The organism is Pantoea sp. PNT03 (assembly GCF_014852515.1).
In the GTDB taxonomy this organism is placed as follows: domain Bacteria; phylum Pseudomonadota; class Gammaproteobacteria; order Enterobacterales; family Enterobacteriaceae; genus Pantoea; species Pantoea leporis.
In genome coordinates this window covers 128,930-148,196 of the sequence record NZ_JACVBT010000004.1, presented here as the reverse complement: position 1 = coordinate 148,196, position 19,267 = coordinate 128,930, and the positions used below count along the sequence as shown (strand labels likewise).

At 52.3% G+C, this 19,267-nt stretch carries 14 protein-coding genes; 6 read left to right on the top strand and 8 right to left on the bottom strand.

Annotation, left to right across the window (positions count from 1 at the left end):
- The first annotated feature begins 193 nt into the window (after nucleotides 1-193).
- Nucleotides 194-1,288, top strand: coding sequence for a D-alanine--D-alanine ligase (ddlA, locus tag IB226_RS15225; RefSeq protein ID WP_192236192.1), 1,095 nt, complete (start codon nucleotides 194-196; stop codon nucleotides 1,286-1,288).
- Between the two features lie 16 nt (nucleotides 1,289-1,304).
- On the opposite strand, the gene IB226_RS15220 is transcribed toward ddlA, so the two are convergent.
- Entirely contained in the window at nucleotides 1,305-2,729 is a 1,425-nt protein-coding gene (locus tag IB226_RS15220) for a GGDEF domain-containing protein (protein WP_192236190.1), read from the bottom strand.
- Between IB226_RS15220 and IB226_RS15215 the strand changes: the two genes are divergently transcribed.
- Complete coding sequence (locus tag IB226_RS15215) at nucleotides 2,637-2,894, top strand: hypothetical protein (RefSeq protein ID WP_192236547.1); 258 nt, start codon at nucleotides 2,637-2,639, stop codon at nucleotides 2,892-2,894. The two genes, IB226_RS15220 and IB226_RS15215, sit on opposite strands and share 93 nt — an antisense overlap.
- A gap of 129 nt (nucleotides 2,895-3,023) precedes the next feature.
- Here IB226_RS15215 and IB226_RS15210 read toward each other — a convergent pair whose 3' ends face one another.
- Nucleotides 3,024-4,499: a SulP family inorganic anion transporter gene (locus IB226_RS15210; RefSeq protein WP_192236182.1), complete on the bottom strand. Its 1,476-nt coding sequence runs from the start codon at nucleotides 4,497-4,499 to the stop codon at nucleotides 3,024-3,026.
- Nucleotides 4,500-5,181: 682 nt separating this feature from the next.
- On the bottom strand, nucleotides 5,182-5,991 hold the full coding sequence (locus IB226_RS15205) for a 5'-nucleotidase, lipoprotein e(P4) family (RefSeq protein ID WP_192236533.1): 810 nt from the start codon (nucleotides 5,989-5,991) through the stop codon (nucleotides 5,182-5,184).
- A 109-nt stretch (nucleotides 5,992-6,100) separates the two neighbouring features.
- Here IB226_RS15205 and IB226_RS15200 point away from each other — a divergent pair, with 109 nt between their 5' ends.
- Nucleotides 6,101-6,820: a polyphenol oxidase family protein gene (locus tag IB226_RS15200; protein WP_101762924.1), complete on the top strand. Its 720-nt coding sequence runs from the start codon at nucleotides 6,101-6,103 to the stop codon at nucleotides 6,818-6,820.
- 30 nt (nucleotides 6,821-6,850) lie between these two features.
- Here IB226_RS15200 and IB226_RS15195 read toward each other — a convergent pair whose 3' ends face one another.
- The 4 genes from IB226_RS15195 to IB226_RS15180 form a co-directional block, all read right to left on the bottom strand.
- Entirely contained in the window at nucleotides 6,851-8,170 is a 1,320-nt protein-coding gene (locus IB226_RS15195; RefSeq protein WP_008103467.1) for a gluconate:H+ symporter, read from the bottom strand.
- Nucleotides 8,171-8,248: 78 nt separating this feature from the next.
- Nucleotides 8,249-9,013, bottom strand: coding sequence for a gluconate 5-dehydrogenase (idnO, locus tag IB226_RS15190; RefSeq protein ID WP_192236180.1), 765 nt, complete (start codon nucleotides 9,011-9,013; stop codon nucleotides 8,249-8,251).
- Between the two features lie 9 nt (nucleotides 9,014-9,022).
- Complete coding sequence (gene idnD / locus IB226_RS15185; protein ID WP_110867381.1) at nucleotides 9,023-10,054, bottom strand: L-idonate 5-dehydrogenase; 1,032 nt, start codon at nucleotides 10,052-10,054, stop codon at nucleotides 9,023-9,025.
- 170 nt (nucleotides 10,055-10,224) lie between these two features.
- Nucleotides 10,225-10,926: a response regulator transcription factor gene (locus IB226_RS15180; RefSeq protein ID WP_101762921.1), complete on the bottom strand. Its 702-nt coding sequence runs from the start codon at nucleotides 10,924-10,926 to the stop codon at nucleotides 10,225-10,227.
- A gap of 481 nt (nucleotides 10,927-11,407) precedes the next feature.
- On the opposite strand from IB226_RS15180, the gene IB226_RS15175 reads away from it, so the two are divergent.
- The 3 genes from IB226_RS15175 to IB226_RS15165 all read left to right on the top strand — a co-directional run bounded on the left by IB226_RS15175 (nucleotide 11,408) and on the right by IB226_RS15165 (nucleotide 18,089).
- Nucleotides 11,408-15,040, top strand: a complete 3,633-nt coding sequence (locus tag IB226_RS15175) for an ATP-binding protein (protein ID WP_192236178.1) — start codon at nucleotides 11,408-11,410, stop codon at nucleotides 15,038-15,040.
- A 99-nt stretch (nucleotides 15,041-15,139) separates the two neighbouring features.
- On the top strand, nucleotides 15,140-15,763 hold the full coding sequence (locus IB226_RS15170; protein ID WP_101762919.1) for a response regulator transcription factor: 624 nt from the start codon (nucleotides 15,140-15,142) through the stop codon (nucleotides 15,761-15,763).
- Nucleotides 15,764-16,085: 322 nt separating this feature from the next.
- Entirely contained in the window at nucleotides 16,086-18,089 is a 2,004-nt protein-coding gene (locus IB226_RS15165; protein WP_192236176.1) for an NADPH-dependent 2,4-dienoyl-CoA reductase, read from the top strand.
- On the opposite strand, the gene rlmG is transcribed toward IB226_RS15165, so the two are convergent.
- Entirely contained in the window at nucleotides 18,090-19,208 is a 1,119-nt protein-coding gene (rlmG, locus tag IB226_RS15160; protein ID WP_110867387.1) for a 23S rRNA (guanine(1835)-N(2))-methyltransferase RlmG, read from the bottom strand.
- Nucleotides 19,209-19,267: the final 59 nt, after the last annotated feature.

Sequence of the window (19,267 nt, the reverse complement as noted above, 5' to 3'; positions counted from 1 at the left end):
ATTCTGACAGAAGGCAGGTTTTGAGCAGTCCAAGACTTGTCTCAAACGGTTAGGAATAATTGTTTAAACTCGTGATTGCAGGCACGGAGGCGGGCTTTTTGCACTGCCTGGCGCAGAAAAATGCAAGGCTGTTGATGCTCGTCCTGGGCGTGTTATCTTACTGGCTCGCTTTATCGCAATCGGACAAATAGCAATGATAAAACAGCGCGTAGGGATCGTGTTTGGCGGCAAATCGGCCGAGCATGAAGTGTCATTACAATCGGCCAAAAACATCCTCGAAGCCATCGATAAGAGCAAGTACGAGGTGGTGTTGCTGGGAATTGATAAACAGGGTGAATGGCATCTCAATGATGCTTCGGGATTCTTGCTCAACGCAGAGAACCCGAAGCTGATTGCGCTTAATCGTTCAGGTGAAAATGTCGCGCTGGTTCCGGGCAGTTCTTCCCAGCAGCTGATTACCCGTCAGCAGGCGCAGCCGTTGTCACAGCTGGATGTCATTTTTCCCATCGTGCACGGCACGCTGGGTGAAGATGGTTCGCTACAGGGCTTATTGCGTATGGCGAATCTGCCGTTTGTCGGCTCTGACGTGCTCGGGTCTGCCGTCAGCATGGACAAAGATTTTACCAAGCGACTGCTGCGTGATGCTGGACTGAACGTTGCCCCCTGGCTGAGCGTGACGCAGGCACAGCGAGCGAACATTGATGCTGAGGCCGTGATTGCACGCTTTGGCCTGCCGCTGTTTATCAAACCGGCTAACCAGGGATCGTCCGTTGGCGTGAGCAAAGTCGACAGCCCTGAAGCGTTCGATGCCGCGCTGGATCTCGCCTTTACGTTTGATCGCAAAGTCTTGATCGAGCAAGGGATTAAGGGGCGCGAGATTGAATGTGCCGTGCTGGGCAACGATGCGCCAGAAGCCAGCCCGTGCGGCGAAGTGGTGGTGCATGATGCCTTCTACTCATACGACACCAAATACATCAGCGAAAGCGGTGCGCAAGTGGTGGTGCCAGCGGCAATCAGCGATGAAGCCAGCGAGGCAATTCGTCAGGTGGCAATTACTGCGTTTCAGGCGCTGGAGTGTTTTGGCATGGCGCGTGTTGACGTGTTCCTGACGGAAAGCGGCGAGATCATTGTCAATGAAGTGAATACCTTGCCAGGTTTTACCAATATCAGCATGTATCCGAAGTTATGGCAGGCAGCGGGTTTGAGCTACAGCGATCTGATTTCCCGTCTGATTGAGCTGGCTCAGCAGCGTCACCAGCAAACCAGCCAACTCAAAAGTAGCGTTTGAATCGCCATGACGTGGCTCAGGCCACGTCATTCATCATGCTGCGCGGCTCCATCGCCGGTGAGGTTTGATTACGGCCATTGCGTTTGGAAAGATAAAGATTCTTATCCGCCGCTGACACTAAGCGATTGATCACGCTTGGCCATTCACGTTCGTTCTGCGCACTGCCGCGCGCCAGACCTAAACTGGCAGTTACCGTCACCGTGTTGCCCTGAATCCAGAACTTCTCTTTGACCATCGCCTGACGTACCGTTTCGGCGAGTTGGTAAAGCTGGCTATGGTTACAATCGAACATCACCATCACAAACTCTTCGCCACCAAAGCGACACACCATGCCACGATTGCCAACCACGCGCTGAATGCGCCGCGCAATCTCTTCCAGCACGCAATCACCGGCATCGTGGCCAAAATTGTCGTTAATGGCTTTGAAATAGTCGACATCAAGCATAATAACGCCAGCTTCCCGTTGTAGCGAGAAAGGTTCATTTCTTAAGCTTTCATACAGACCGGAACGGGACAGCAACTGGGTGAGAAAATCAAAATTAGCGCGGAGTGCAAGGCGATGATTTAACTGGCGGATCGCATCCATGCTCACCGCCACCAGCAGCGGGCTGAGCGCAACGGTGGCGACGCCAAGCCGTGCCGAGGTGAGATGGCTAATCGGCAGCAGTGCATCGTCTCCCTGGATGTTCATCACACCATGCGACACCAGCACAATCTCCGTGATACCGGTTATCAGGATCACTAAGCTGGTCAATGGAATCGGCAACACGATGGCGCACCAGATCAGCGCCGGAACCGGGAATGTCAGGCTGCCGGCCCCGCCAATCAATGCCCCAACGATCAGCGACAGGATGACCGCCGCCAGCGGCAGTAGTTTGCCGGGATGCAGCAAGGTGTGCGGTGAAACCGTACGCAGCGGGCGCGCCAGCATCACCGGCAGCAGCATCAGCGAAGTAGAGAACTGTTCGCTGAACCAGTCGCTCCACGCCACAATAAAGCGCGCATTGAAATCAATATCCTGTGCCCACGCGCCCCAAGTTGCACAAGCCGCCGCGCCAAGAAAACAGGCGGGAAAAATGCGCATGGCATTGAACACCTGGCTGTGGGCGGAAGGACGTTGCAGATGTTTGATCAGCATGCTGACCGCGACGAGGATAAACAGAATGTTGGCAAAATTGACGGTAAACGCTGGCAGCGCCCAGCCGGAAAATACCGTGTCGTTAAAAATCATCGCACTGAAGCACACCAGATAGCTGGAGGTAGTGTGCAAAAACGGATTCCTCACTATTAATCCCGCCACCAGCGCATTCACCGGCCAGAATAGTGAGAACTCTTCAGGGATGCGTAAATGGCTGCCGATAAAGCAGAAAAACAGCGTAATGAAGAACAGCGTGAGGGCATTCTTTTTAAAATTATTCTCTTCAAACAGCATAACGCGCATACGTCTGAACCCTGTAACCTGGAAAGTGCCTGCATCAACCCTAAGCATCAGCAAGCATTAAACCGGAAATACCCGTGCGATGATTCGGTAATTAAGCAAGTGTTCGCCATCCTACTCTGCGGCTGGGCGGCGCTCACCTGCCATAAAAAGCAGCGTCGCGCCTAATGGCATTGTGGAAACGCCAGAGACAAAGGATAAAACTTGTGGCAATTATGCCCTGTAAATAAAAAAATCGGCTATCCGAGATATCCGATTTTTTAGTTTTAAAGCGGTTGTTCCAGCACAGACTTATGGCTATTTCACCGCAACAGGCCATTGACTCAGACGAATGCCACGTTTACGTGCGTTTTCACCAAAGTCTTTTAGCACCGCTTTAACGTCGGGATCCATATATTGGGCATTGCCGTGCTCAGCAATCACCACGCTGTTTTCCGGGATCTCTGCCAGCAATCCCTGCAGCTTTGGATTGTGCATAAAGGTCAGATTTTGCTGCAGGCGTAAAACGTAGTGATCGTCATGTCGCGTGAGCTGCAAGGCGTTGCGATGGCTTTTATAGATGCTGTAGAGGATTTGCGTAGCGATGCCAATTCCGATGCCGGCCAGCATGCCAAACACAATAATGCCGCCGATGGTGGCAAGGAATGGCACATATTGCTGCGGTCCCATGCGCATCTGCTCAATGAACAGGCGCGGCGTGGCCAGCTTATAGCCGGTATAAAGCAGCACCGCCGCAAGGCTGGCAAGGGGAATCGCGTTAAGCAGATTACTGAACCACAGGCCGCAGATTAACAGCAGCACACCATGAATCAGAATCGACAGTTTGGTTTGCGCGCCAACGCTGACGTTCACCGAACTGCGCACAATCACTGCAGTAATCGGCATCGCGCCAAGGAAACCGGCGGTCAGATTACCAATGCCCTGCGCAAACATCTCTTTGTTGGGTGAAGGTGCAGGATGTTGCGGACGCAGTTTCTTCAGCGCTTCCTGGCTGAGCAGCGTTTCAAGGCTCGCGACCAGCGCCAGCGTGATCGCCACCATCCATACCGCAGGATTCTGCCACGCTTGCCAGTCTGGCGTTTCAAGTTCAGCCACCAGCGCCGACATGCTGTCGAACGCGGGCAGCGCGATACGCGGCAAGCCTTCAGCTAACGCTGGAAACAGGCGATCGCCAAACACCGTCGCCGCACAGCCTACCAGCACCGCTACCAGCGGACCGGGCATCCAGCTCAGCACTTTAACTGACTTGATCAGCGGCGTGGTCCACAGCCATAAAATAGCCAATCCCACGCCAGCAACCAGCATCGCGCTGCTGGAAAAGTGAAATTCCCCGTTTACCAGCGACAAAAGCTCAACATCGCCCGCCGCGCCGAATGCTACCGGAATTTGCTGCATAATCAGTAAAATACCAATCGCCGCCAGCATGCCTTTAATCACGCTGCTCGGGACTAAGGCGATAAAACGTCCTGCACGCAGTAAGCCTAACAGGCACTGCAACGCACCCGCCAGAATCAGCGCGGTGAGAAAGGCGGAAAAGCTGCCTAGCGTGGCGATCGACGCGACCACAATCGTTACCAATCCCGCCGCCGGACCACTAACCGCAAAACGCGAGGGGCTCAGCGCAGTCACCAGCAACCCACCAATCACGCCGGTGAGCAGACCCGCAAAGGGCGGTAATCCACTCGCCTGCGCGATGCCAAGACAGAGCGGCAGCGCGACCAGAAACACCACCAAACCAGCCGGAATATCCTGACGAAGCGTGCTTAAATTCATGGCGTTGATTCCTCTGCAGATAGCTGAATTAACCGCGCGCGGCGCCGCAAAGCCAGAGTACGATTTATCACTAATAAGGGTTTCAGGGTCATCACAATAATCTTCTCTCAACATTTAAAAAGATCGCTTTCAGGCAGATAGCGACGTCATTAAACGCGGCTATGAAGAACCATTGAGGATGAAAGCAGAACTTCCTCACAAAAATAGTTTATAGACGCTTAAGCATTACCTTGCATCATGAATATTTCTGACGTCGACAAAACGACTCTTTTTGTAAACAAAACTTCAATAAACGTATGAATCAGGTAAGTTTATGCAAGGAGCGGAATGATGAGCAGGATCGATAAAAAGCATTATTAACAATTAAATAATAGCTATTTTAAATGTGATATTTTCGGTGCAATTACAAAACAATACACGCAAAAATTATATGCCATTTTAGCGACGCTATAATTTAATCCTTATGAGCTGGAAGAATTCCTAATTAAAAAATTTATGATTAGTGCGATTCACTGCCATTCAGCAAATAAGACGAGATATTTCGCTATTCAGTTGCCATGAATTTAGTAAGAGATCAGGAAAACAGTGAGGGGAATAATAGTTACGGAGTTATGTAAATATTGATGGACCTGAAAAGGACATGAATGCGCCTGCCTAAGCAGACGCTATTTTACCTGACAAATTATTTACCGTTCCACGCTTTCATACGCGCTTCACGCACCTGCAGTTGCTGCTCAGGCGTGAGTTTGTTGTAGTTTTCCGCCATGCCACTTTCCCAGTCGCCATACAGCGGGTTCGGTAACACGATGAATTGGGTGCCAAAACGCTGATGATTAAGGCTAACGAACTGCTGACGCTGCGCATTTCCCTGATGCCAGGTTGAACCGCCAAAGTCATTCAGGTTGTCGCCCACATACAGCACCACGTTGTAACCGGCATTCTTCACCGCGTCGAAGCGCTCTTGCTTATTAGAATTGCCGGTGCTCAAGCGCACCGTTTTCTCGCTCACGCCGCTGAAGCCCAGCTTATTCAGGTTCTCCACCGTTGCGGCAAAATCTTTTTGGTCGCGGTTGGAGATATAGAACATAGTGCCGCCGTGGCTGTTGACGTAGTTGGCAAACTCCACTGCGCCCGGAACGGCCGTTGCCTGACGCGCCTGCGTCCACGCTGACCAGGTTTTACCCGAGAAGGGCTGGCCGTTTTTCGCCTGCCACGCGCTGTAGGCGCTGTTATCAATCATCGTTTCATCTAAATCGACGATAACCGCTTTCGGTTTACCCGCCAGCGATGGCGCCTGATCGAAGGCCATGCGCGCGCTGTTAAATGCCTGCCAACTCAATGCCTGATATTCGCCGGATTGCTGGAACCAGTTTACTGCCAGCACCGATTGCAGGCCGAGCTGCTGCTGAGCCTGCTGTTTAGAAGGCTGCGCACAACCGGTTAATGCCAGCGCCATTAAGCCGGATGCCGCCAGCAAGGTGGTTTTCTTCATCATTTCATCCTTAAGTGATTAGGGTCAGTTTTTGTAAAGCTTTAAAAATGTAGCAGTTAACGTAAGCTGTGGGCAGCAGAAAGCAGCGGTTTGGTGAGAGGAGACACTTATGGTACAGCACCCCCACAGCGGTCCACGATCAAGACTATTGGATGACTTTTCCTGGCTGGAATACGCCTTTCAGCCGGCTGGCCAGCCCGTTCCGGCAGAGGCGGCTTATGGTCAACAGCGTCACAGCGCCAATGTGTTGCTGGCAAGCCAAAACATCCCGCCTAAGCGTTGCGAATCGGATGGCTTGATTGGCGAAGATCATCTGCCGGTCGCGGTGTATACCGCCGACTGTCTGCCGGTGTTATTTGCCGATCCGCAACAACAGCAGGTTGCGGCGGTGCACGCCGGATTAAAAGGCACGCTCGGTGGAGTATTGAACAACGCGATTGATCGTCTGCTGGAGCGCGGCGCCAGCCGTGAAACGCTGCGTGTGGTAATCGGTCCAGCGATCGGGCCGTGCTGCTATGAACTGGGTAACGATCTGGTGACACATATGCAGGATCGTCACGATCTTCCGCCGTTACCCTACTCCACCCAGCAGCCGCACAACGCACAAGCGATCCGTCCGCAGGCGCGGGCCCAGCAGGATGGAATCTGGTTTGATCTGCCTAACCTGGCGCGAGGCTTGTTGTTACAGCGGGGAGTGGTGGCGGAACATATTGAAGTGCTGAACGTCTGTACCTACTGCATGGCGGAAGCGGGTTCCAGCTATCGCTACAACACCCATTTTGACAGCGGCTATCAGTCACGTTTCTCGTGGATCCGCACGCGCGGTTAAGAGCTTCACGTCCTTGTGAAGCTTTATCGATCAGTGAATTATGGCATTGAGCGCCAACACGCCGGCTAAACCGAGAATCGATATTAACGTTTCCATCACCGTCCAGGTTTTCAGGGTTTCCACCACGCTCAGGTTGAAGTAGCCCTTAAATAGCCAGAAGCCGGGATCGTTCACGTGTGAAGCGATCACGCTGCCGGAACCCACCGCCAGTACCATCAAGGCCGGATCGGCATGCGTGGCCGCGATAATTGGCGTCACAATACCGGCGGTGGTGATCGCCGCCACCGTGGCTGAACCCAGCGCCACGCGCAGCATTGCCGCAACCGTCCAGCACATCAGCAGCGGTGACAGTGACGATCCCTTCATCATATCGGCGATGTAGTTACCTACGCCGCTATCCACCAGCACCTGTTTAAATGCACCGCCGCCCGCGATGATAAAGATGATCATGGCGATGGCGGCAATCGACTCGCCGCACATATCCATCACTTCTTCCATCTTACGGCCATTGCGCAGCCCCAACGTCAGCACCGCTATCACCACCGCGATAAACAGCGCCACTGCCGGATTACCGATGAATTCGAAGAACTGACGCAGCGCGTTCTCTTTCGGCGTGGTCAACTCGAAGACGGCGGCAATCGCCATCAGCACCACCGGAATCACTGCGGCAAAAATACTGATGCCGAAGCCTGGCATCTCCTCTTCCGTGAAGATTTTTGGGTTGTAGAGCCCTTCCGGCGGTGACTTCTCAAAGCTTTTAAGGAACTTCGAGAAAACCGGTCCGGCAATAATCACCGTTGGAATGGTGATGATCATGCCGTAGAGCAGTGTGGTACCGAGATTGGCACCAAAGATGGTGGCAATCGCCGTTGGGCCGGGATGCGGCGGCAGGAAGCAGTGAGTGACCGAGAGCGCGGCGACCATCGGCACGCCGACGTACAGCAGCGGCAACCCGGCAGCCGCCACGATAGTGAACACCAGCGGCAGCAACAGCACGAAGCCAACTTCATAGAACATCGCCAGGCCGACGATCAGTCCGGTTACCACCAGCGCCCATTGCAGCCGCTCTTTACCAAAAGCGGCGATCAGCGTGGTAGCAACACGTTGTGCGGCACCGGTATCGGAAACCAGCCGCCCGAGCATAGCGCCGAAGCCGAGGATCATGGCTAATCCGCCCAGCGTCGAGCCGATACCTTTCTGGATCGAGGCCATTACATTCAGTGGCGTCATGCCTTCGGCAATACCGACCACCGCCGAGACAAACACCAAAGCAATGAAGCCATTGACCTTAAATACAATCATCAACACCAGCAGCAGTATCACACCCAGCACAATGATGGTTATTGGCATTTTTATTATCCTTAGGAATACAGAGGGGTGATTAAGGTTTAGGCGCGGCCCGATGATAATGCCAGCCGCGCCCGGTCATCACACGGCGACGCGCATGCCACCGTCAACGAACAGCAGATGCCCGTTAACGAAGTTCGATGCATTGGAAGCAAGGAACACTGCCGCGCCAATCAGCTCTTCCGGTTTGCCCCAGCGAGCGGCTGGCGTGCGCTTGGTTAGCCAGCCGGTGAAGGCAGGATCGTCAGCCAGCGCCTGAGTCATCTCCGTGACGAAATAGCCCGGCGCAATGGCGTTCACCTGAATATTGTGACGCGCCAGCTCCACGCACATGCCGCGCGTCAGCATAGTCACCGCGCCTTTGGAGGCCGCGTAAGGCGTGATGGTGTCGCGCCCTAATTCGCTCTGCATCGAACCGATATTGATGATTTTACCCTGCTGACGCTCGACCATTTTTTTCGCCACAGTTTGCGAAACCAGGAATACGGCGGTCTGGTTGACCGCGATAACGTCATTCCAGTCCTGCTCCGGGAATTCAAGGAACGGCCGACGACGCTGGATGCCAGCATTATTCACCAGCACATCAATCGCGCCCCACTCCGCTTCGATCTCATCTACCGCCTGTTTTACCTGCGCCGATTGCGTGACATCAAACGCTTTGGCGTGCGCGCGTAAGCCCAACTCACGCAGCTGCGCCGCGCCCTTCTCTGCGCCTTCGTGCGTGGTGGCGTTGATGATCACTTCAGCACCGGCTTCCGCCAGGCCGCGCGCCAGCAGATATCCAATGCCGCGCGCCGAACCGGTCAGCAGCACACGCTTGCCTTCGAGGGAAAATAACTGGCTCATCACTGCTCCTTAAAAGGTTAACTGGACTTTAGCGGCACGGGTTTTATCGCCGGCAAACTGCAGCGCGGCATCGATATCCTGCAAGGCATACTCACCGCTGAACAGCGGCAACGGGTTTACCACGCCGGTAGCCAGCCATTCGACGGCGGTGTTGAATTCATGAGTAAAGCGGAAGGAACCAACCAGATTAATCTCTTTGGCAATCAGCGCCATGATCGGGAAATTGGGAATGGTGCCGCCCATGCCAACCTGCACCAGCGTACCTTTGGCGCATACCACATCGAGGCAGCGCTGCAGCGAAGAAGGATGGCCGGAGGCTTCAAACGCCACATCGAAATAGCCTTTGTCGGCAAGATAGGGCGCGAAATCGCCGTCGGCGGCATGAATCACCTCGCTTGCGCCCATCTGCTGCGCCATCTCCAGTGAACGCTCGCTGATATCGCTGCACACAATGGAGGCCGCGCCGCGCGCTTTGGCCGCCGCCGCAATCAGGCACCCAATCGGACCCACGCCTGAGATAAACACGTGCTTGCCGGTGAGATCACCTGCCTGCTGCGTGGCGTGAATACACACCGCCAGCGGCTCAGCGAACACCATGACCGTTTCATCAGCATCCTGCGGGAACGGCACGCATTGCGCGCTATCCACCACTTTGTATTGGGTAAAACCGCCGTCAACGTGCGGCACATACATGGCGCTGCCGAAGAAGCGCATGGTGGTGCACTGGTTTTCCTGATCGCGCTGGCAATATTTGCACGCGCCGCAAGGCTTAGAGGGATTTACCGCGACTTTTTGTTGGGGTTTGAGTGCTGGATTGTCGCTCTCCACCACATAACCAATCACTTCGTGGCCCAGGATCATCGGCATTTTGATCTCGAAACTGCCGACCTTGCCTTCCTGATAGTAATGCAGATCGGAACCACAAATGCCGCCACGCGTGATACGCACCAGCGTACCCTTGCCGTCCCATTTCACCTGCTGCTGCGCAACGCTGACTTGTTTTTTTCCAGTGATTACGCCGGATTGCGTTTCGATATTCATAACGTCCCCATAAGAGCTGTAGCAATGGGGGCCATCAGACCGGGTTATGCGGCTTAAAACTGTGATGAACATCACCTAAAAACATGTTACGGAAAGCTGTTACCTGGAACGTGAAGTCTGCGATGCCGAAGAGGAAACAAGCGGCCGTAAGTGGCCGCCCGTGAAGAGAATTAATAGCCTGACATCAGGTCGTGGCTGTATTTGAACAGCTCAGAATCCGAACGTAAACCGAGCTTTTTCAGCGCCGATTGTTTCTGCCCGCTCACGGTTTTACGACTGCGCTTAAACTTCACGGCAATTTGTGACACGCTCAAACCATCGAGAAAACAACGCACCACTTCAACTTCACGCGGGCTGAGGGTTTTCACCTTCTCATACATATTGCCTTTGCTGCTGAAATCGAGGCTGTCATCCAGCGACTCTTCGCTCATGACATAGAGATTTTCAACCTCGTAGGCGACTTCTTTAGACAAGAACAAACGTCCCTGCGCCACCTGACGAATCGCATGGGTAATTTCCTGCATATTGTGGCTTTTGCCAATAAAGCCTTTCACGCCTGCACTTAGCACCATTTTGACGATGGCCGGACTCTCCATTGAAGAAGAGATCAGAATTTTTTGCTGGGGATGGTGATTACGCAGTTGCTTCACCAGCGCCAAACCATCCAGTTCACGTTCACCCAGCAGGAAATCCAGTACCAGCACATCGACTACGGTACTTCTCAGCTGATTAAATAATTCATTACTTGAAGCCCAGGTACCCACCAAATGAATATCGGGCTCATGTTTCAAACACAACTCGAAAACGGTACGGACCATGGGGTGATCATCAAGGACAGCCACACGCACTTGTTTATTGTGTGCATATACCATTTGTTTATTCCTTTATTACAGCATTAACTTTGTCCAATTCTGACTGTCACACCCGCTTCAATAAATAAATGGTGTCGATTACAACAGCTGTGAAAAAATAGCCTTCACAACATCAGAATTCTAAATCGATAGCGTCACCCTAATAGCGGTCATTTTTATATACCCCTTTTAGGTTTATATTTTTCCGTGATAGATTCTTACTTGCCTGCTCACGTAAAAGTGGGAAAAGTCTGACTTAACTCCTTAACAAGACCACATAAGAATTGTCTTGAAAGAAAAGGAGCAATCTAACTAACTGAATAAGCTAAGAAATGAACATCATATAGTGACATCGTCATCACCCTCTCTCTTTCGCTAAAAATCAAATATTTGAGAATGGTCGCAAAATTTTAACAGTAAAAGAATAGAACGAGCGAAAGATAATAATATCTTTATAATCCCTGGTCCTAATAGATATTAATGGATACCTTAAGAAGGCAGCGTGCTAATTAATCTTAATACTTTTCGCTTGTTGGCATTATTTTTTCTGGCTTTAGTTTCATGTTCATTAATAGCATCAGAGAAAAAACTGCAATTACTGGCGCGATATGATGTAGCTCAACCTGCTTTACAACTGGCTGAACCTATCTCTTCAGAGTTTCGTCATCACGTTCTCAAAGTTGCTGTCGCTGGGCAACCACAACCGCCCCTTTTTATGGATATAGATACGCGACGATTCGAAGGCGTGAGTGCGGATTATCTCTCTCTGATTCAGAATATGCTGGATACCACAATAGAAATCCATTATTACGCCAGCCATAGCGCGGCCCAGGAAGCCGTAACCAGCGGAGAAATGCAACTATTAGCGATCTATGTGGAACCCCCCTCAGTATCAAAGCCGCAAACCTTGATCGCCAGCGACCCCTGGATGCTGGATTATGCAGCGATCGGTTTTAAGTCTGGGCAGAACGCTCCATTAAAAATTGATGAACCCAATCGCATGGCCTGGTCTGGTTCAGCGTTGATGCGTGCACATTTAGAAGAGACTTTTAAGAGCGACCTTTTAGTTCGCTTTCCTGGTTACTACGATGCTGTCGCAGCAACAGTATTTGGCCAAACAGAGCGTGTATGGGGCAATGCCGCCACACTTACGCACCTTAATCGCTTCATGTTCGCAAATGCGCTGGATATAACCAAAGATGACCACGCTATTCCAATGAATTTCAGCTTTGGCATTAGCCCGCGTTATCCACAACTTGCCGAAGCGATTAATTTTTCCTTAACACAAATTCCTCTCTCTATTCGCATGCAGATAGCGAAGCGCTGGCAACTGGATACGTACCATGTGCTGCAGCGTAATCCGCTTGCACTCAAGCATGAAGAGGAGAAATGGCTACAGGCACACCCGCGTATTAACACCGCACTACCGCAAACCCTCGCTCCACTCAGCAGTCGCAACGGAAGCATGCCGTTTCGCGGCATGATCATTGATGTTTTAGATCTGATAGCCAACCAAAGTGGCATTACATTTAATTCAGAAGTTCAGGAAGAAAGTGGACGTAACCAAACCGATAAGCATTTTCCACATCTGTATGCGCTTGAGATGCTTACCCCGGATATGCCACCTCAGTTAATAACCCGCCCATGGCTGGTTTCACACTGGGTCATTATTCGCCATAAACGCCCTCGGAATATTATGGCTCGGGATCCTTTTCCCTTTGGCTCGGCTCTCATGCTGAACAATCGGCAGATGAAGGATTGGATGCTTCTGCATTATCCCCATCTGAACCTCGCCTATATCAACGATCCTTTGCAGGCCTTGCGCGAACTGCAGGCGCATGAAATCGATGCGGTAGTGCTGCCAAAAATTTTTGTGGATTATCTGCTCCACAACCATTATGCAGATGACCTGATTATTGAAACCACGTTGGGTGCAGACCCGGCACGTTTTGTTATGCGTGTTGAACCCGGTAATGAAACGCTGATTAGCATTCTCAATAAAGCCTTGATCGCGATTCCTCCCGAAACCATGTTCAAGTTGCTGGCACATTGGCGTCAGTCAGAGATGCCGTTCCTCAGTGCTTCATGGCAGAGTTACAAACAAGTTATCTTGCTGATCGTGTCCGTCTCGGCCGGATTGATAGCCCTTATTTTGCTGTGGAACCGTCATCTGCGGAAGGTTATTCAGCAGCGTATTCAGGCTGAAAATGCATTGAAAAATCAGCTCAATTTCACTCATACACTCTTCAATGACTCGCCCGTTGCCATGTATATCCGCGATAAACAAACCCGATTAGTGGATTGCAACAATGCCTACCTACGTTTTATGGATTTCCAGCGAGAAGATGTCATCGGTAAACGACTGTCGGACGTTCTCACTGGCAATAACGCCAGTATTCACAGTATTGAAGATGGCTATCAAAAAACCTTACTGGATGGCGAAGCCGTCATGCGCGATATACACATGGATTTTGAACAGCGGACATTCCAGCTTTATCACTGGATACTGCCGTTTCGCGATCGGCACGGTGATGTCGCAGGTGTTATTGGGGGCTGGCTGGATGTCACTGAACGCAATGCGCTGCTGCAGGAGTTACAACTCGCCAAAGATGTGGCTGATAAAGCCAACCGCTCCAAAAGTGAATTTCTTGCCAGCATGAGCCATGAAATCCGCACGCCACTGCATGCCATGATTGGCTTACTGGAGCTCGAAACTCGCTTGCAACCGGCTGATTCACTCTCAGAGAACATCCGTGTTGCGTACCATTCGGCACGCGCGTTGCTGTCATTGATTGGCGATATTCTCGATTTGTCGAAAATCGAGTCCGGCCTTTATCAACCAACGTTAGAAACGGTCTACCTTCCTGATGTTCTCGATCAAGCGGTTACGCTATTTCGTAATAAAGCAGAGAATAAGGGACTTGAACTGCGGGTAGAGATGGATATTGCTGCTTACTGGGTGAAGACAGACCCATTGATGCTGAATCAAATTCTCTCCAACCTATTGAGCAACGCCATTAAGTTTTCCGATTACGGTACTGTCACTGTCGTGCTCATGCAGGGCATTGCGCAGGAGGAGGACGGTTGTGAATTCGTGATCGAAGTTAGCGATCAAGGTTGTGGCATGACGGAGGACCAACAGCACGCCATCTTCGAACCTTTTGTGCAGGTGGGCGATCGTCAGCAGCAGCAAATTGGCACCGGATTAGGATTAAGCATTTGTCGTAATCTGGCGCATCTACTGGATGGTGAGCTGATTGTGGAAAGTGCGCCAGGGGAAGGCGCGGTGTTCTCTTTTTATTTCCGTGCCTTGCCCGGTGAACCGCAGGATCAAACACAGCCTCATTTGTCGCAGCCGCTGATCTCCGACAAGCTCTCCGTGATGATCATCGACGATCACGCACCCAACCGATTACTGCTTGGGAAACAGCTTGAACTGGCCGGCCATCAAGTCATGGTGAGTGAAAGTGCGGCAGAAGCACTGACGTTATGGCAGCAGGATCCATTACGTTTCGACCTCATCATCACAGACTGTAATATGCCGGGCATGAACGGCTTTGAGTTCGCTGAAGCGCTGCGTCTATACGAGCATGAGCATCAGTTAACACCGATCATGCTCTTCGGCCTGACTGCATCGGCTGAGCAGCATATTATGCAACGCTGCCTTCAGGCGGGAATGAACGATTGTCTTTTCAAGCCGCTGGATTTAGAGAGCTTACTTGCTCAGGTTGCACGTTGTACCCGGCGCAGCGCCATAAAACCCGAAATCCAGGCCCCGCCGGCAGCGAGTATCTCCTCTTTCCCACAGCTGTTAACACAACTGGCCGAACAGGATAGTGAAGGTTGTCTGGTGTTACTCAACAGCATACGAACCAGCCACGAAGAGTTGTTGGTATCACTTCAGCAAACCGATGATGCCAGCGCCCTGTCACAGCTGGGTCATAAATTAAAAGGAGGAGCAGCAATGCTAAATGCTCCAACCTTGACTGAACTGGGCCGCAAGTTGGAGAAACACCGCGAGGAAGCCCTCGATCCGCAAGTGTTAATTCAGCAGATTGTCGAGGAAATGAAACGTGTTAATGAGTCCTTGCAAGAATTTGAGAAACATCGCCTGAAAAAACATCAAGATTTATAGAATCATAATCTTATCGAGACATTTCTCGGTTCGCCCTATTAATCTGCCGGACATAATGGCCGTCAACGTCATCATTACGGTGCCGTTAAAGGGAGAGATATGTTTAATGCAAAAATTCTCATCGTTGATGAGCATCGTTTGGTTGCCGCCGGCGTGCAGGCTTTATTATTAATGAATGGCTTTAATTGTGTCACTACTGCGCACACAATTAACGATGGTATTGATGATATCATTCATCAACACATCGACATACTAATATTAGACCCTGACTTTAAAGAAAAAAATGGCATCGCATTTCTACGCGATATCGTCAAATCAAAGACGTGGATGAAAGTCATATTGATTAGTCGGGATAGCAACAACCATCTTTCAATACAGTCACTTAGCCAGGGCGCGAACGGGTTCGTGTCAACTTACGATCCCATTCAAACACTGATCGCCGCCATTGGCTGCGTTTCTAATAATGTGAATTATCTACCGGGCGACATTCTGGACAAACGTCAGCGTTATGCAAATGAGCAAGATATGCTTTCTCGCCTGACTGACCGTGAAAATTTAATTTTGCGACAGCTCGCACAGGGGAAGTCCAATAAAACCATCGCTTGCGAATTGGGATTAAATAATAAAACAATCAGCACTTATAAAACAAAGATATTCCAAAAACTTGAGTCAAAAAACCTGGTTGATATCATCGAACTTGCACGTCGCAATGGGGCTTGTTGAAAGAAAAATCAAGACTAGTCTTGCTGATTAATAACGTTATGGCGTGGCATGATATGCCTTGTCCTAACCCCGGACAGTTTTTAAAAAGATTGAGTTATAAAGGAATTAATAACCACAGAGCTAATTTATTAGCCCCTTCTTCATGCTATTACAGGGCGAGTAGGTTTCTTCCCGTGCCTGCCGAAAGAAGTCCGATACTTTCGTCTGCGACTTACCGCCCTGCTTTTTTTTGATACTTCTCACAGGCTGAACGCCACACACTTCCTTCCCTGCAAAATCCCGCTAGAGTTCACTCATCCGACCACTCTCTGAGTATGTGATTATGTCTGAACATTATGCCCACCTGTTCGCCCCGCTGGATTTGGGTTTCACCCAGCTTAAAAATCGTTTTCTGATGGGTTCGATGCATACCGGACTGGAAGAACACGCCGAGGGCGCAGAGCGCCTGGCCGCTTTTTACGCTGAGCGCGCGCGTGAAGGCGTGGCGCTGATTGTCACTGGCGGTATCGCGCCCAATCCGCAAGGCGTGGTGGCACAAGGCGGAGCGATCCTCAACCAGGAAAGTCAGTGCAACTGGCACCGTATCATCACCGATGCGGTGCATGCAGAAGGCGGCAAAATCGCGCTGCAAATACTGCATGCCGGGCGCTACAGCTATCAGCGTGACCTGGTTGCCCCATCGGCATTACAGGCGCCGATCAATCCTTTTACGCCCCAAGCGCTCAGCGATGCGGATATTCAGCAAACCATTCAGGACTTCGCGCACTGCGCCAAACTGGCGCAACAGGCCGGCTATGACGGCGTGGAGATCATGGGCTCGGAAGGTTATCTGATTAACCAGTTTCTGGTGGCGCACACCAATCAGCGCGAGGATGACTGGGGCGGCGATGTGACGCGACGCCAGCGCTTTGCATTAGCGGTGACGCAAGCGGTGCGTGATGCCGTCGGCAGCGACTTCATCATTATCTTCCGCCTGTCGATGCTCGATTTGGTCAATAACGGCAGCTCGCTGGAAGAGACGCTTTCACTGGCGCAAGCGCTGGAGCAGTGCGGCGTTACGCTGTTTAACAGCGGCATTGGCTGGCATGAAGCGCGCATTCCCACCATCGCCACCTGCGTGCCGCGTGCTGGTTTTGCCTGGGTCACGCAGCACCTGCGCGAGCGCGTATCGGTGCCGGTCATCGCCACCAATCGCATCAACCATCCCGATGTAGCTGAACAGCTTTTGCGTGATGGCATCGCTGATATGGTCTCGATGGCGCGCCCTTTCCTCGCCGATGCGGCTTTTGTCCGTAAAGCAGAAACCGGCCAGCCCGATGCCATCAACACCTGCATTGCCTGTAATCAGGCCTGCCTCGATCAAATCTTTGTTGGCAAAATCACCTCTTGTCTGATGAATCCGCGCGCCTGCCACGAAACGCTGATGCCGGTGATCGCCACCAAGCAACCGAAACAGCTGGCGGTGGTGGGCGCGGGACCCGCGGGTATGGCGTTCGCGCTGCAGGCGGCGCAGCGCGGCCATCAGGTCACGCTTTACGAAGCCGATGCGCAAATTGGCGGACAATTTAATATCGCCCGGCAGATTCCCGGCAAAGCCGAATTCAGTGAAACGCTGCGCTATTTCCGTCACCAACTTTCTGCCGCAGGCGTAACGATTAAAACGGAACATCGCGTCAGCGCTGACGAACTGGCAGCCGCTGACGAAGTGATCATCGCAACCGGTATCTTGCCGCGCCAGCTGACGATTCCTGGCATCGATCATCCCAGCGTGCTGAGCTATCTCGATGTGATACGCGATAAAAAACCGGTGGGAAAACGCGTGGCGATTATCGGCGCGGGCGGCATTGGTTTTGATACCGCCGAGTTTCTGCTGCATCAAACCAGCCATGACGATTTTTACCAAAGCTGGGGCATCGATCGCAGCCTGCAGGCGCGAGGTGGTTTGATGGCGCCACAGCTACAGCCCGCCGATCGGCAAATCTGGCTGCTGCAACGTAAATCCGGCAAGCCGGGCGCAGGCTTAGCGAAAACCACCGGCTGGATCCACCGCGCCAGCTTGCAGGCGCACGGCGTGCAGATGTGGGGCGATGTCGAATATTTGCAGATTGATGATGCAGGACTGCATCTGCGTCATCAGGGCGAAGCGATGACGCTGGCGGTGGATAACGTGGTGATTTGTGCCGGACAGGAACCGCTGCGCCTGCTGGCGGATCAGCTCAGCGCGCGTGGCAAATCCGTACGTGTGATTGGGGGTGCGGATGTGGCGCAGGAGCTGGATGCTCGCCGCGCCATCGCTCAGGCGACCGAACTGGCGCTGAGTGTGTAATTAGCGCAGTTTGACCGAACGCAGTACCACGAACTTGGCGTTGGACGCCACCAGCTCGCAGTTGCCAAACAGCTTTTTCATTTTGACGTGATAACCGAGGTGGCGGTTGCCGACGATGCGCAACTCGCCGCCATACTGCAGGCAGCGTTTCGCATCACGCAGCATTTGCCATGCCAGATGATCGGTTACCGCGTGCTGCTGATGGAATGGCGGATTGCACAGCACCGCGTGCAGGCGATCGGACGGGAAGCCACTCAGCACGTTGTTAACGCGAAACTGACAGCGCGCCATATCCTGCGGACGGTTCACTTCCACGTTCAGTTTGCTTGATGCCACCGCCATGTAGGATTCATCATAAAACAGCACGTCCGCGTTTGGGTTCTGTTCCAGTGCCAGCAAGCCAATCACGCCGTTGCCACAACCCAGGTCGAGAATCTCACCTTCAATGTCAAAAGGCAGATGCTGCATAAAGAAGCGTGCGCCCACATCCAGCGACGCGCGGGAAAACACGTTGGCGTGATTGTGGATCTGGTACTCAGAATCATCCAGCGGCCAAACGGTGGTGGCGGGCTGATCCGCTAATTGCGGCGCAGTGAAGCGGCTGTAAATCAGACGCGCTTTTTTCCACGCCAGCGAGGTTTTGCTCTCGCCGAGGATGCGCTCGAACAGTTGCAGCGTGGAGTTGTGAATATCTTTGGCCTTCGCCGCCGCCAGAATCAGCGTGTCCGGCGTGACCACTTCGCGCAGTGCACGCAGTTGATGCTCGAGCAGCGCCAGCGCTTTGGGGATTTTGATCATCACCACCGCCGGTGCGGCCGGCAATGGCGCCAGGCTATCGAGAAAATGCACCTGATCTTCATCCATCTCATTGAGTCGCAGGTTCTGTTTTGCCGCCTGTTCGCTCAGCAGTGAATCGCTGACGTGCCACACCGGACGTGCACCCAACCCGCAAGTCAGCGCGCCAAAGCTGTCGTTGAACACCAAAACCGGTCCCTCAGGCAGCGCTTGCTGCAACAGGTATTCATCGGCGGAATCCCACGCCTGTAGCGGGCTTTCCTCACGCATTGGCGGGAAGCGGTGCAGCGTCAGCGTGCGATTGGTCAGTTCAAGTTGGCTCATGGAATCTCCGGCGTGGTACACTTTGCGCGATTTTCGCCCTAAAAAGGGGGCGCAGTATA